This window comes from Streptomyces sp. DT190, assembly GCF_049846985.1.
Lineage (GTDB): Bacteria > Actinomycetota > Actinomycetes > Streptomycetales > Streptomycetaceae > Streptomyces.
In genome coordinates, this window is sequence record NZ_JBNCNM010000023.1 from 12,234 (window position 1) to 26,367 (window position 14,134).

Here is a 14,134-nt window from a genome sequence, read left to right on the forward strand (position 1 = left end):
CCTCCAGGTGTGTTCGACCGGCGGAACGAGCCCACCACCCGCCCGCCGAGCGTGTCAACGAGAGTGGCCGATGTGACTGCTTTTGCCGGAATATGGAAGGAGTGGAGGGAAGCGGGATGTGAGCAGGGACACGATGTTCGGCGAAGGGCGTCTGCGGGCGCGCCGACTGGGTAGGGCTGCGATAACCCGCAAGCCGAACCCCGAAATGGAGGCCCCGTGGCTGCGATGACTTTCCTTCCGCTCCCGGCCCCGTCCAAACCCGTGGCGGACGACCCGTCCGCCGACCTCGACGCCCCCCACCACGACCCGCAGTACTGCGTGTTCAGCTCCGAGAGCGCCTGCACCGAGCCGCCGCTGACCAGCGAGCCGCCGCTGCCCGACGCCGAGCCCCTCACCAGCGAGCCGCCGCTCGCCGAAGCCGCCCCCCTGACCAGCGAGCCGCCCGCCTTCGTCCCGGACTGCACGAGGCTCTAGATGACCGCTCCCCGGCCGGCCGAACCGCTCTCCGAGGACCTGTCCCGCCTCGCCGCCCTGCACGGCGTCGCCCCTTCCTACAGTCCCTCCCCGGACCGCACGGTCGCGGCCTCGGGCACTGCGATCACCCTCGCCCTGGCCGCTCTCGGCGTGGACGCGAGCACGCCCGGCGCCGTACGCGCCGCGCTCGCCGACCGGGAGCGGCACCTGGGCGCGCGGCTGCTGCCGCCGACCGTCGTCGCCTGGGGCGCGAACCCCCCGGCCGCCCTGGCCGCCCTCCCCGAGGGGACCAGGCTGCGCGTCGAGACCGAGCAGGGCGAGAGCCGCGCCTCGGCCGAACAGCTCCCGCCCGGCGTCCACCGGCTGACCGCCACGGCCCCCGACGGCCGCACCGCGGGCGCCCACCTCATCGTCGCGCCGGAGCGCCTGCCCGCCGCCGCGGGCCGCTCGTACGGACTCCTCGTCCAGCTCTACTCCCTGCTCTCGCGCCGGTCCTGGGGCATGGGCGACCTGGGCGACCTCGCCGAACTGGCCGGCTGGGCCGGGCGGTCGCTCGGCGCCGGGTTCGTCCAGGTCAACCCGTTGCACGCGGCCGTGCCCGGCGCTCCCACCGACCCCTCCCCCTACCGTCCCTCCTCACGCCGCTTCCCCGACCCGGTGCACCTGCGGATCGAGGACGTCCCCGAGGCCGCGTACGTGGCGGACCCCGACCGGCTGCGCGCCCTGCTGGAGCGGGCGGCACGGCTGCGCGAGGCGGTGCTGGACAAGGGCGCGCTGATCGACCGGGACGCCGTCTGGGAGCTCAAGCGGGAGGCGCTCGAACTGCTCTGCGCCGTCCCCCTCGGCCCCGGCAGGCGCGCCGCCTACTGCGACTTCCTCGCCGAGCAGGGCCAGGCCCTGGAGGACCACGCCACCTGGTGCGCCCTCGCGGAGGTGCACGGCTCGGACTGGCACCGCTGGCCGACCGGCCTGCGCGACCCCCGTTCGGCCGAGACGGTCCGCGCCCGCAACGGCCTGCTGGACCGGGTCGACTTCTTCTCCCGGCTCGCCTGGCTCACCGACACCCAGCTCACCGCGGCGCAGCGCGCCGGACGCGAGGCCGGCATGCCCGTCGGCATCGTCCACGACCTGGCGGTCGGCGTGCACCCCGGCGGCGCCGACGCCTGGGCGCAGCAGGAGTACTTCGCGGCCGGCATGTCGGTCGGCGCCCCGCCGGACGCCTTCAACGCCCGCGGCCAGGACTGGGGCCTGCCCCCCTGGCGCCCCGACCGGCTGGCCGACTCCGGCTACGCCCCCTTCCGCGACCTGCTGCGCGCCCTGTTCCGCTACGCCGGGGCCCTGCGCATCGACCACGTCATGGGCCTGTTCCGCCTGTGGTGGGTCCCCCAGGGCCATCCGCCCACCGAGGGCACCTACGTCCGCTACGACGCCGAGGCGATGCTCGCCGTGCTGGTGCTGGAGGCCTCCCGGGCCGGGGCGCTGGTGATCGGCGAGGACCTCGGCACCGTCGAGCCGGGGGTGCGCGAGGCGCTGCGCGAGCGCGGCGTGCTGGGCACGTCCGTGCTGTGGTTCGAACGCGACTGGGAGGGCGACGGCCGTCCCCTGCCCCCCGAGAGCTGGCGCGCCGACTGCCTGGCCACCGCCACCACCCACGACCTGCCCTCCACGGCCGCCCGCCTCACCGGTGAGCACGTGGAGCTCCGCGACAGCCTCGGACTGCTGACCCGCCCGCTGCCCGAGGAGCGCGCCGAGGCCGCCGCCGACACGGCGGAGTGGCTGTCCCTGCTCTCCGAGCTCGGCCTGCTGCACGGCACCGGTGGCGGCGCCGACGCCTCCTCGGAGGAGGCACAGATCCAGGCCCTGCACCGCTTCCTGCTGCGCACCCCGGCCCGCATGGTCGGCGTCTGGCTCCCCGACGGGGTCGGTGACCGGCGCCCGCAGAACCTCCCGGGGACGTGGGACCAGTACCCGAACTGGCGCCTGCCCGTGGCCGACGCGCAGGGGCGCCCGGTGACGCTGGAGGAGCTGGCGGCCTCGCCGCGGCTGCACGCGCTGATGGAGGTGCTGAAGGAGGCCGGACCGTGACGCCGGGCCTCTTACGGCACCCCGGGCGCGCGGCTCCGGGCGGCGTTGGATACTTTGACACCGTGGACAAGAAGAACGCCCTGCGCGCCGGCGCCCTGGCAGCCGGAACGACGCTGATGATGCTGCTCATGTCGTCCCCCGCCTCCGCGCTCACGCGCGACGACGGTGACGACCCCGGCACGGGCCTGAGCGTCATCGAGACGCTGGGCCTCTTCGTCGTGGCCCCGATCGTGCTGTACCTGGTCATCGCCGGACTGGTGATGGTCGGCGACAAGTCGCACAAGAAGAAGGACCCGACGAGCTCCAACATCACCACCAAGGCCGACGCGAGGACCGAAGTCAAGGCCTGATCAGGGGTTTCTCACCGAGGGCGCCGTCGCGGTCACCGCGACGGCGCCCTCGGTGGTGTCAGGGGCGCTCCGCCCCCGCCAGCAGGTCCCGCAGCAGGTCCGCGAGTACTCCGGCCCGCTCGGCGCCGAGCGCGGACAGCGCCTGCGTCTGCACCGCGAGACCCGCCGCGACCGCCTCGTCGACCAGCGTGAGGCCCTCGTCGGTGAGCGTCACGTGCAGAGCGCGCCGGTCGTGCGGGTCGGGGGAGCGGCGCAGCAGTCCCGCCCGCTCCAGCTTGTCGAGCCGTCCCGTCATGCCGCCGGTGGTGAGCATCAGCGTCGCCGAGAGCTGGCGGGGCGAGAGCGTGTAGGGCTCCCCGGAGCGGCGCAGGGTGGCCAGGACGTCGAACTCCCCGCGGGAGATGCCGAACGCGGCGTAGGCCTTCGTGGCCCGTTCGCCCATCGCGTGCGCGATCCGGTTGATCCGGCCGAAGACCTCCATGGCGGTGGTGTCGAGGTCGGGCCGGACCCGCGCCCACTGCTCGATGATCGCGTCGACGGGGTCCCTGTGCTGCTCCGGGCGTTCGTTCATGGCACGAGTATCGGCTCGCTCCCGGTCACCCGCAAGAAAGTAGCTTGACGGAAAGTTGCTTAGCGCTAAGCTACTTTGTGCTGGCCTACTTCGAGCTGACTTACTTCGGAGGGTGTCCCCATGGCCCTGTCCCGCCCGGCTCTCATCGCCCTCACCGCCCTGGCCCCGGTCTCCTGGGGCACCACCTACGCGGTCACCACCGAGTTCCTGCCGGCCGACCGCCCCCTGTTCACCGGCCTCATGCGCGCCCTGCCCGCCGGTCTGCTCCTGCTCGCCCTCGCCCGGACGCTGCCGCGCGGCGCCTGGTGGGCGAAGGCGGCGGCGCTCGGCGCGCTGAACATCGGGGCCTTCTTCCCGCTGCTGTTCCTCTCCGCGTACCGGCTGCCCGGCGGCCTGGCGGCGGTCGTCGGCTCGGCGGGACCGCTGTTCGTCGCGGGGCTCTCGGCGCTGCTGCTCGGGCAGCGGCCGACCCGGCGCACGCTGCTCACCGGGGCCGTGGCCGCATTCGGCGTCAGCCTCGTCGTGCTGCGCGCGGCCGGGGCGCTGGACGCGCTCGGCCTGCTGGCGGCCCTCGCCGCCACGGTCTCCATGTCCGCCGGAACGGTCCTCACCCAGCGCTGGGGACGCCCCGCCGGGGTCGGGCCGCTGGCGCTCACCGGCTGGCAGCTCACCGCGGGCGGCCTGCTCATCGCGCCGCTCGCCTTCCTGGTCGAGGGCGCGCCCCCGGCACTGGACGGCCGGGCGGCCGGCGGCTACCTCTACCTCGCCCTCGCCAACACGGCGGTCGCGTACTGGCTGTGGTTCCGCGGCATCGGCCGGATGACCGCCACGCAGGTCACCTTCCTCGGGCCGCTCTCCCCGCTGACCGCGGCCGTCGTCGGCTGGGCGGCGCTCGGGCAGGAGCTGACCGCGGTGCAGCTGGTGGGCATGGCGCTGGCGCTCGGGGCGACGGTGGCGGGGCAGTTCGTGGGGCGGAGCGGCCCGGACGTCCCCGGGCCGGCCGGCCGCAAGGCGCGGGACGGGGCCGGCGGGATCTCCCGCCCGGGGGCGGCCCGCCCGGCCGTCGGCACCGCGCGGCGGTAGGGGAGCGGCCGGGGGAGAGGGCCACGGGACGGACGGCGAAGGGGCGCCCGGCATACGCCGGACGCCCCTTTCCCTTGCTGCTGGCCGTGTTGGCCGTGCCGGCCTTGCTGGACTGCTGGTTCGCCGGGCCTTACTGCCCGGCCGCCGCCGCGTCCGCGCGCTGGGCCCGCAGGGCGCGTTCGACGCCCGCGCGGGACTCGGAGACCAGGCGGCGCAGCGCCGCGTTGGGCTCGGCGGAGCTCAGCCAGGCGTCCGTCTTGTCCAGGGTCTCCTGCGAGACCTGCACCGTCGGGTAGAGGCCGACCGCGATCTGCTGGGCCATCTCGTGGGAGCGGGACCCCCAGATGTCCTTGACCACCTCGAAGTACCGGTCCGCGTACGGGGCGAGCAGCTCGCGCTGGTCGGTCTGGACGAAACCACCGATGACCGCCTCCTGCACGGCGTTCGGCAGCTTGTCGGAGTCGATGACCGACGCCCACGCCTCCGCCTTCGCCTCCGCGGTCGGCCGTGCGGCCCGGGCCGTGGCGGCGTGCCGCTCACCGGCAGCGGTGCGGTCGCGCTCGTACTCGGCCGCGATCTCCGCCTCGTCGAACCGGCCGACCGCCGCCAGCCGCTGCACGAACGCCCAGCGCAGCTCCGTGTCGACGACCAGGCCGTCGATCGTCTGCGAGCCGTCCAGCAGCGCGTCCAGCAGGTCCAGCTGCTCGGGCGTGCGGGCCGTCGCGGCGAACGCGCGCGCCCACGCCAGCTGGTGGTCGCTGCCGGGCGCGGCTGACCGCAGGTGCGCCAGCGTCGCGTCGGTCCAGCGGGCCAGCAGCGTCTCGCGGGCGGCCGGGTCGGCGTACAGGTCGATCGCCAGCTTCACCTGCCGCTGCAGCGACTGCACGACACCGATGTCGGACTCCTTGCCGATGCCCGACAGCACCAGCGACAGGTAGTCGCGGGCCGCGAGCTGGGCGTCGCGGGTCATGTCCCAGGCCGACGCCCAGCACAGGGCGCGCGGCAGAGAGGACTCGAAGTCGCCCAGGTGCTCGGTGACCACGGCCAGCGACTGCTCGTCCAGGCGGACCTTCGCGTACGACAGGTCGTCGTCGTTGAGCAGCACGACGGCCGGGCGGCGCGTGCCGGACAGCTGCGGGACGGCGGTCAGCTCACCGTCGACGTCCAGCTCGATGCGCTCGGTGCGGACCAGCTTGCCGCTGCCGGCGTCGAGGTCGTACAGGCCGACGGCGATGCGGTGCGGGCGCAGCGTCGGCTCGCCCTTGGCGCCGGCGGGCAGGGCCGGGGCCTCCTGGCGGATGGCGAACGACGTGACGACACCGTCCGCGTCCGTCTCGATCTCCGGGCGCAGGACGTTGATGCCGGCCGTCTCCAGCCACTTCTTCGACCAGGTCTTCAGATCGCGGCCGGAGGTCTCCTCCAGCGCCCCCAGCAGATCCGACAGGCGCGTGTTGCCGAAGGCGTGCGCCTTGAAGTACGCCTGCACGCCGCGGAAGAACTCGTCCTCACCCACGTAGGCGACGAGCTGCTTCAGCACGGAGGCACCCTTGGCGTACGTGATGCCGTCGAAGTTGACGAGCACGTCGTCCAGGTCGCGGATGTCCGCCATGATCGGGTGCGTGGAGGGCAGCTGGTCCTGCCGGTACGCCCAGGTCTTCATGGAGTTCGCGAACGTCGTCCACGAGTGCGGCCAGCGCGAGCCGGGCGCGGCGGCCTGGCAGGCGATGGACGTGTAGGTGGCGAACGACTCGTTCAGCCACAGGTCGTTCCACCACTCCATGGTCACGAGGTCGCCGAACCACATGTGGGCCAGCTCGTGCAGGATGGTCTCGGCGCGCACCTCGTACGCCGCGTCCGTCACCTTCGAGCGGAACACGTACTGGTCGCGGATGGTCACCGCGCCCGCGTTCTCCATCGCGCCCGCGTTGAACTCCGGAACGAACAGCTGGTCGTACTTCTCGAACGGGTACGCGTAGTCGAACTTCTCCTGGAACCACTCGAAGCCCTGCCGGGTCACCTCGAAGATCGCGTCCGAGTCGAGGTACTCGGCGAGCGAGGGACGGCAGTAGATGCCGAGCGGGACGGACTGGCCGTCCTTCTCGTACACGCTGTGCACCGAGTGGTACGGCCCGGCGATCAGCGCCGTGATGTACGTCGAGATGCGCGGCGTCGGCGCGAAGGCCCAGACGTTGTCCTGGGGCTCGGGGGTGGGCGAGTTGGAGATGACGGTCCAGCCCTCCGGCGCCTTCACGGTGAACTGGAAGGTCGCCTTCAGGTCCGGCTGCTCGAAACTCGCGAACACCCGGCGGGCGTCCGGCACCTCGAACTGGGTGTAGAGGTAGGCCTGGTCGTCGACCGGGTCGACGAACCGGTGCAGGCCCTCACCGGTGTTGGTGTACGCGCAGTCGGCGACCACCCGCAGGATGTTGCGGCCCCGCAGCAGACCGGGCAGGGCGATCCGGGAGTCCGCGAAGACCTCGGCGGGGTCGAGGGAGTCCCCGTTCAGCTTCACCTCGTGCACCGCCGGGGCGACCAGGTCGATGAACGTCTCGGCGCCGTTGTCGGCGTCGACGTCGAAGCGCACCGTGGTCACGGACCGGTAGGTGCCGCCCTCCTGCGCGCCGGAGAGGTCGAGTTCGATCTCGTACGAGTCAACGGCGAGCAGCTGCGCCCGCTGCTGCGCCTCTTCGCGGGTCAGGTTTGTGCCAGGCACGCGGTCATCTCCTCGTTATGGGTGGGTTGCGACATCTTTCCACGGAGGCTCACCATCAGGCGACGACCTGGGCGTCTCCTAGGGATACCCCTCGGGCGGCGGCCGGACCCGGGAAACGCGAGGTCCGGAAACCGCCGGTGACCCGGGTCCGTGCGCACGACCCTGAGGACCATGACGACGTACACCGCGCGCCCCATCGACCCCGGGGCTCTGGAGGAACTGCGCACGACCGACGACGCGGGCCGCCCCGCGGCCGGCTTCACCGACCCGGAGGGTGGTGCCCCGCTCCGCTGCTGCCTGCGCCGCAGCGCGCCCGGCGAGCGCATCGCCCTGGTCTCCTACGCGCCCCTGCGCCGCTGGGCGTCCGCCACGGGAGCGGACCCGGGGCCGTACGACGAACAGGGGCCGGTCTTCGTCCACGCCGAGCCCTGCGAGGGGTACCTCGGTGACGCCCTGCCCTTCACGAACAGCCACCGCACGGTCCGCCGCTACTCCGCCGGCGGGCGCATCCTCGGCGGGCGGCTGGTCGAGGAGCCCGCGGACTTCGCGGCGGCCTTCGCCGAGGCCTTCGCGGACCCGGCCGTGACCCTCGTGCACGTCCGGGCCGTGGAGTACGGCTGCTTCCTGTACGAGGTGCGCCGGCCCTGACGGGGGCGGCGGGCCCCGGACAGCGCTCGGGGCGGCCACCCGGGCTGGAGGTGACCGCCCCGCTGCGCGTGTGGCGCCGACGTCACTACCGGGCGGACAGCTCCTGGGCCACCAGCTCCGCGATCTGCACGGCGTTCAGCGCCGCGCCCTTGCGGAGGTTGTCGTTGGAGACGAAGAACGACAGGCCGTTGTCCACCGTCTCGTCACCGCGGATGCGGCCGACGTAGGACGGGTCCTTGCCGGCGGCCTGCAGCGGGGTGGGGATGTCGGAGAGCTCGACGCCGGGGGCGTCCTTCAGCAGCTCCGTCGCGCGCTCGGGGGTGATCGGTCGGGCGAAACGGGCGTTGACCTGGAGGGAGTGGCCGGAGAAGACCGGGACGCGCACGCAGGTGCCGGAGACCTTCAGCCCGGGGATCTCCAGGATCTTGCGGGACTCGTTGCGGAGCTTCTGCTCCTCGTCGGTCTCGTTCAGGCCGTCGTCGACGATCGAACCGGCCAGCGGCAGCACGTTGAACGCGATGGGGCGCTTGTAGACGCCGGGCTCCGGGAAGTCGACCGCGTCACCGTCGTGGGTGAGCTTGTCGGCGTCGGCGGCCACCTTCTGCACCTGGCCGTGCAGCTCGGCGACGCCCGCGAGACCGGAGCCGGAGACCGCCTGGTACGTGGCGACGACCAGGGCCTCGAGGCCCGCCTCGGCGTGCAGCGGACGCAGGACCGGCATCGCGGCCATCGTGGTGCAGTTCGGGTTCGCGATGATGCCCTTGGGACGGTTCGCGATCGCGTGCGGGTTCACCTCGGAGACGACCAGCGGGACCTCGGGGTCCTTGCGCCAGGCGGAGGAGTTGTCGATCACCACGGCGCCCTGGGAGGCGACCTTCTCGGCCAGCGCCCGGGACGTGGCACCGCCCGCGGAGAACAGCACGATGTCCAGGCCGGTGTAGTCGGCGGTCGCCGCGTCCTCCACCGTCACGCCGTCCAGCTCCGTGCCCGCCGAGCGGGCCGAGGCGAACAGGCGCAGCTCGGTGACCGGGAAGTTCCGCTCCGTGAGGATCCTGCGCATGACCGTGCCCACCTGTCCGGTGGCTCCGACGATTCCGACCCTCACGGTGACTCCCTCTCCTGCGTGTCTTCACGTGCTCGTTGCTTGGCCGAGGCTTTTCCATCATGCGGCCGACCACGCCCCGTCTGTCCACTTCTTTCCCCGGCGCTGTCCGGGGAGTGGGACGAGGTGTCCCGTCCCAGGGTTGCGGACCTGCGGTTCCGACCCCGCTGAGCTGGAGGAATTCGTCCGGTGGGGGCCGTGCGCCGCAAGCTCGCCTGCCCATGCCGGTCCCGGCCACACGGGAGTGTGACGTATGCCTCGGCCGTCCCACAGGAAACGTCCGGGCGCAGCGCCGAACGTTCCGGGCCCCGCCGGCGTCGTAGGACAAACACGGTGAGGGGGGTGGCTTGTGCTGCTGCGCGGAAGGGCCCGGCGCGGCCGGGAGGGGCACGCCGACGACGATCCGCTGGACGCGGCACAGGAACGCCGGGTGCGGGCGGTGCTCGCACTCGGCGGGGTGCCGCAGGCGGACCTGCCGGACGGGGTGCAGCAGGTCCGCCTGCGGCTGCTGGAACGGGCGGCGAGCGGCCGGGAAGCGCCGCGGGACGTCTCGGCGTGGGCGGCGGTCGTCGCCTCCAACCTGGCGATGGACTGGCACCGGGCCAAGCGCCGCCAGGAGCGGCTCGGGGAGCGGCTGGCCGCCCTGCGCCAGCTGGAACACCCCTCCGGCGAGGACACCAGCGTGCTGTCTCTGGCGGTCGCCCAGGGCCTGGACGAGCTGCCCGCCGCCCAGCGGCAGGTCGTCGTCCTGCGCTTCTACGCCGATCTGCCGGTCCGCTCCATCGCCGAGCAGCTCGGCGTGCCGGAGGGCACCGTCAAGAGCCGGCTGCACACGGCGGTACGTGCGCTGCGCGCCCGCCTGCACGAGGACGAGGTGGTGTGACGTGTCCGGTTACGACAGCGAGGCGGACGGCGCGGACAGGGACCCGCTGACGGCCGCCCTCACCGGTGAGCCGCTGCGGTCCGACGCCGATGCCGCCGCCCGGGCGGAGCACCGCGCGGCCCGCGCGGACGTGGCCCTGCTGCGCGAGCAGCTGGGGATCATCGGGGACGCGCTGGCGGACGCGGGGGAGGCGGCGCGTCCGCCCGGGGCACCGCGCGCGGCGCGTCCGCGTCCGTGGCCCCGGCGGGGCGTCGCCGGGCGCGGCCCGCGGGGCGCCGGGCAGGGGCCGGGGCGCGGGGGCGGCGCGGGTCCACGGACCGCGGCAGGTGCCGGGGCGTGGTCCCGGCATCCGGGGTTCAAGGCCGCCGCCCTCGGGATGGCCGTCGCGGCCGCTCTCGTCGGCACGACACTGGGCCTGGGCCGGCTCGCCACGCACGAGGGGAGCTCGGCCGACACCTCCGCGGCGAGCGGCGAAGCCGGAAGCACGGCGGACAAGGCCGCCTCCCCGCGCGGACCGGCCTATCTGGCCTGCGCCGAGCTGGTCGTCGAGGGCACGGTCGGCTCCGTGACGCCCCTGCCCGAGGGCGACGAGGACCGCGTCACGCTGGACGTGACCCGCTCCTACAAGCCCGCCCGGGGCGAGGACGAGATCACCTTCACCCTGACGAAGGGCTCCTGGCCCCTGCCGGCCGAGGGCGACCACCTGCTGGTCGGCATCCGGCCCGGCGCGGCGACCCCGGACCTCTGGGCCCGGGGGGAGAAGCAGATCGCACGGGAGCGGGCCTGGATCACGTCGGCCCTGCCGGCGGCGGACCGGACCACCTGCGGTGAGGGGTGAGCGGACACGGGGAAGGGGCGGGTGCCCGGTCGGCCACCCGCCCCTCGTACGTCGTCCCGGGTGTTACGGCACGACCTTCTCGATCTTCACGCTGCCCAGGCCCGCGACCGTGCCGCGCGCGGTGACCAGCTGGACCTGACCGAAGAACTCACGGCCCTCGGGAGCGGCCGCCGCGGCGGTGACGCTGCCCGAGACCGTCGCCGAGTCGCCCGTGCCGAGCTTCACCGCGGAACCGTCGACGCTGACGCTGCCCAGCGAGGCGGAGAAGAACACGTCCCGGTAGTCGTAGGCGGTGGTGCCGGCGGGCACGCCGTAGCCGACGACCTCGACGGTGTACGTGCCGGCGGCCGGGGAGGGCACGGAGACCGACTCCTCCGAGTCGCCGTCGGCGGAGCTGCCGACCTGCTTGCCGGCCGCGTCGTAGACCGCCAGGTCCAGGTCGGCGGCGGCGTCCGAGACGTTGCCGATGGCGACGTCCAGGGACTTCGCGCCCGCGGGGACCTCGACCGTCGTGGTCTGCGTCTCACCCTGCTCGATCGACGGGCGGGCCGTCTTGGCCGAGCCCAGCGGGCCGCCGGCCAGCTTGCCGTCGATGGCGGCGAAGCCGTTCGTCACCTTCCAGGAGGCGGTGGCCGGGGTGCCGACCTTCGCCTCGGGCACGGTCACGGTCTCCGGCTCGAAGACCGCGCCGAGGACGGCGACGTCCAGCTTGTACGGGTTGTCCAGCAGCGGCGACGTACGGCGCGACTCGACCTCGATCTCCCACACGCCGGGCTGCGGATCGGCGTAGGACCGCACGTCCGGGCGGCAGGTGTTCGCCGGGTTGGGGTAGTTCGGGTAGCAGTTGATCGTCGACGTCGGGTCGGCGGGCGTGCCGTACGGGTGGATGGAGATGAACCGGGTCTGGCTCTTGTCCTTCAGCCCGCTGAGGGCGACCTCCAGGGTCCTGGCGCCCTCGGGGACCGTGACGAAGTAGTGCTGCGAGCTGTTGCGCTGCACCGAACCCGCCGCCGAGAAGTCGTACTTCAGCGGCTGCGCGACGACCACGGTGTGCAGGATTTGCTTGTCGATGCCCTCGGTGCGCGGGTCGTCGACCTCCAGGATCGCGCTCTTGATGCCCGCGGACTTCGGCGCGGCCTGGACCTTGACGGTCACCGGCTGGTTCAGCGGCAGCTTCACCTCGTCGGAGCCGACGATCCGGAACGTGCCGCCCGCGTTGTTCTCGAAGTGCAGCTCGTGCCGGATCGCCTTGTCGGCGCCGGACGTACGCGTGATGGTGACCTCGTAGGTCTTCTTCTGGCCGGCCTTCAGGCCGCCCTCACGGTCGTACAGGCCCGTGCCGTAGCCCGGGGTCTTCAGGAACTGGTCGATCGCGGTGTCGACCGGGGCCTTGACCGTGTACGCGTGCGAGGTGGCGCCGTCGCGGATGGCGTCCCAGGCGTCCTCGATGTTCATCAGTCCCGCGCCCTCCTCGTACGCCTGCACACCCTTGATGTGGTCGGCGGTCGAGGTGAGGGCCGTGCGCAGGGTCGCCGGGGTGAGGTCGATCCCCTTCTGCTTCGCGGCCGACAGCAACAGCGCGGCGGCGCCGGCGGCCTGCGGGGAGGCCATCGAGGTGCCCTGCAGCATGCCGTAGCCCGCCGGGAGGGAGTAGCCCGCCTCGGCGACCGGGGCACCCGGCAGCCACGTCTGGATGGTGTTGATCGCGGCACCCGGGGCGACCAGGGTCGGGGTGAAGCCGCCGTCCTCACGCGGGCCGCGCGAGGAGAACGGCATCATCGCGTACTTCTTCTCCACGACGGAGCCGTAGTTGGCGGCCCAGGTCTCCTTGGAGACGGACGCGCCGACCGAGATGACCTTGTCGGCCAGGGCCGGGTCGCCGATGGTGTTCGCGCCGGGGCCGGAGTTGCCCGCGGAGATCACCAGCTGCACGCCGTAGGTGTCGATGAGCCGGGTGTACAGCTCGGCGCGCGCGTTGTTGCCGTCGTTCAGCGCCGGCAGGCCGCCGATCGACATGTTGACGATGTCGACGCCGCGCTTGGTGACGAGGTCGATCATGCCCTCGGTCAGCGCCACGTTGGTGCAGCCGCCGGACCAGGTGCAGGCGCGCGAGGAGACCAGCTTGGCGCCGGGGGCGGCACCGTTCATCTTCCCGCCGAACAGGCCGTTGGCGGCGGTGATGCCGGCGACGTGCGAGCCGTGCTCGGACTCGATGACGCCGATGTTGACGTAGTCGGACTTCGCGCCGGCGGCGTTGTGGACGACGTCCTTGCGGATCTCGACCACGAACGGCTGGCGCTCGGCGACGTCCGTCTTCGGGTCGTCGGTGCCGAAGTACCCGATCTGGAAGCCGTCCTTGTACGGCTTCATCGCGGTGTCGTCGGTGAAGTCGTGATTGTCGTTGAGGTCGACCCGCACCGTGCCGGCCGCCGGGTCGTACAGCACGCCCCAGTCGTCGGTCGTGTCGCCGTCGCGGTTGGCGTCGCCCGCCGCGTCACCGCCGGTGGTGTACGACTCCTTGAAGGTGCTGATCCGGTAGGAGCCGGCCGGTGCCGTCCAGGCCGCGCCGCCGTGCGTGAACGTGGGGCCCGCGACGGAGGTGTCCATCCGGCGCCAGGTGTTGTCGTTGTCGACGACCGGGTCCGTCGCCGTCACCCAGTCGACGATCTTGCGCTCGCCGGTGGTGGTCTTCTGCAGCGCCGGGTGGCCGAGGTCGACGCCGGAGTCCAGGATGCCGATGGTGATGCCGCGGCCGTCGGCCTTCGGGTGGTCCTCCACGAAGTCGACCGCGCCCGTCTCGAAGGACGGGTTGTACGGGTTCTCGGCCGGGGTCTTCTTCCCCGGCGCCGGGTACGTGCCCGTCGCCGCGGCGCCCTTGGCGGCGTCCGCGCTCGGCGTCGGGTCGTCCAGCGGGATCTCCTCGCGCAGGTCGATGCCGTGCACGGAGGAGAGCTTGGCGGCGGCCGCGATGGCCGCGTCGGCCCGGGAGGTCGGGACGGTGGCGCGGACGTAGCCCAGCTTGTCGTCGGCCCGGCCCACCAGGCCGCCCTTGACCGCGTCCAGCTGCCCGGAGACCTGCTCGGTCCGCCCGGGCGCGGTGGCGATCATCATCGTGACGGTCTTGTCGCCGTCGGCCTTGGCCTCGGCGAGCAGGTCCGCGTCGTCCGAACCGAGCTTGTCGTGCGCGGACTTGACGTCCGGGTCGGCCGGGGCGCTGGCGCCGGGGCCGTCCGCCGCGAGGACCAGGGGGACCGGCCCGGCCGCGGAGAGCGCGGCGACGAGTCCGGCGGCCACGGCGATGCGCGCCACGCGTCTCCGGCCCGATATCGGGTCACGCTGGGGGGTGAGGGTCATCGGCATCCCTTGTTGGTAAAGGAACGAGCGGGA

The 14,134-nt window shown here is 73.2% G+C and carries 11 protein-coding genes; 7 read left to right on the forward strand and 4 right to left on the reverse strand.

From position 1 onward, the window contains the following. Positions 1-216 precede the first annotated feature (216 nt). From ACPXCS_RS31200 to ACPXCS_RS31210, 3 genes are all read left to right on the forward strand, one after another. Entirely contained in the window at positions 217-474 is a 258-nt protein-coding gene (locus ACPXCS_RS31200) for a hypothetical protein (protein WP_425951213.1), read from the forward strand. Beyond that, a complete protein-coding gene (malQ, locus tag ACPXCS_RS31205; protein WP_425951214.1) occupies positions 475-2,559 on the forward strand; it encodes a 4-alpha-glucanotransferase in 2,085 nt (694 codons plus the stop codon). Between the two features lie 62 nt (positions 2,560-2,621). Next, positions 2,622-2,909, forward strand: coding sequence for a hypothetical protein (locus ACPXCS_RS31210; protein ID WP_425951215.1), 288 nt, complete (start codon positions 2,622-2,624; stop codon positions 2,907-2,909). 58 nt (positions 2,910-2,967) lie between these two features. Here ACPXCS_RS31210 and ACPXCS_RS31215 read toward each other — a convergent pair whose 3' ends face one another. Next, on the reverse strand, positions 2,968-3,480 hold the full coding sequence (locus tag ACPXCS_RS31215; RefSeq protein WP_425951216.1) for a MarR family winged helix-turn-helix transcriptional regulator: 513 nt from the start codon (positions 3,478-3,480) through the stop codon (positions 2,968-2,970). Between the two features lie 120 nt (positions 3,481-3,600). Here ACPXCS_RS31215 and ACPXCS_RS31220 point away from each other — a divergent pair, with 120 nt between their 5' ends. Then, the gene (locus ACPXCS_RS31220; RefSeq protein ID WP_425951217.1) at positions 3,601-4,563 is read left to right on the forward strand and encodes an EamA family transporter; all 963 of its coding nucleotides are present in this window, start codon (positions 3,601-3,603) and stop codon (positions 4,561-4,563) included. A 130-nt stretch (positions 4,564-4,693) separates the two neighbouring features. Here the strand turns inward: ACPXCS_RS31220 and pepN are convergent, their stop codons facing one another. Continuing rightward, positions 4,694-7,276, reverse strand: coding sequence for an aminopeptidase N (gene pepN, locus ACPXCS_RS31225; protein ID WP_425951218.1), 2,583 nt, complete (start codon positions 7,274-7,276; stop codon positions 4,694-4,696). Between the two features lie 171 nt (positions 7,277-7,447). On the opposite strand from pepN, the gene ACPXCS_RS31230 reads away from it, so the two are divergent. Continuing rightward, positions 7,448-7,924 (forward strand): DUF1203 domain-containing protein, encoded by a 477-nt coding sequence (locus ACPXCS_RS31230; protein WP_425951219.1) that lies wholly within the window; start codon positions 7,448-7,450, stop codon positions 7,922-7,924. Positions 7,925-8,009: 85 nt separating this feature from the next. Here the strand turns inward: ACPXCS_RS31230 and ACPXCS_RS31235 are convergent, their stop codons facing one another. Continuing rightward, positions 8,010-9,029: an aspartate-semialdehyde dehydrogenase gene (locus tag ACPXCS_RS31235; protein ID WP_425951220.1), complete on the reverse strand. Its 1,020-nt coding sequence runs from the start codon at positions 9,027-9,029 to the stop codon at positions 8,010-8,012. Between the two features lie 349 nt (positions 9,030-9,378). On the opposite strand from ACPXCS_RS31235, the gene ACPXCS_RS31240 reads away from it, so the two are divergent. Next, complete coding sequence (locus ACPXCS_RS31240; RefSeq protein WP_425951299.1) at positions 9,379-9,909, forward strand: RNA polymerase sigma factor; 531 nt, start codon at positions 9,379-9,381, stop codon at positions 9,907-9,909. A 1-nt stretch (position 9,910) separates the two neighbouring features. Next, entirely contained in the window at positions 9,911-10,747 is an 837-nt protein-coding gene (locus ACPXCS_RS31245; RefSeq protein ID WP_425951221.1) for a hypothetical protein, read from the forward strand. Positions 10,748-10,810: 63 nt separating this feature from the next. Here ACPXCS_RS31245 and ACPXCS_RS31250 read toward each other — a convergent pair whose 3' ends face one another. After that, positions 10,811-14,101, reverse strand: coding sequence for a S8 family serine peptidase (locus ACPXCS_RS31250; RefSeq protein ID WP_425951222.1), 3,291 nt, complete (start codon positions 14,099-14,101; stop codon positions 10,811-10,813). Between the last annotated feature and the right edge of the window lie 33 nt (positions 14,102-14,134).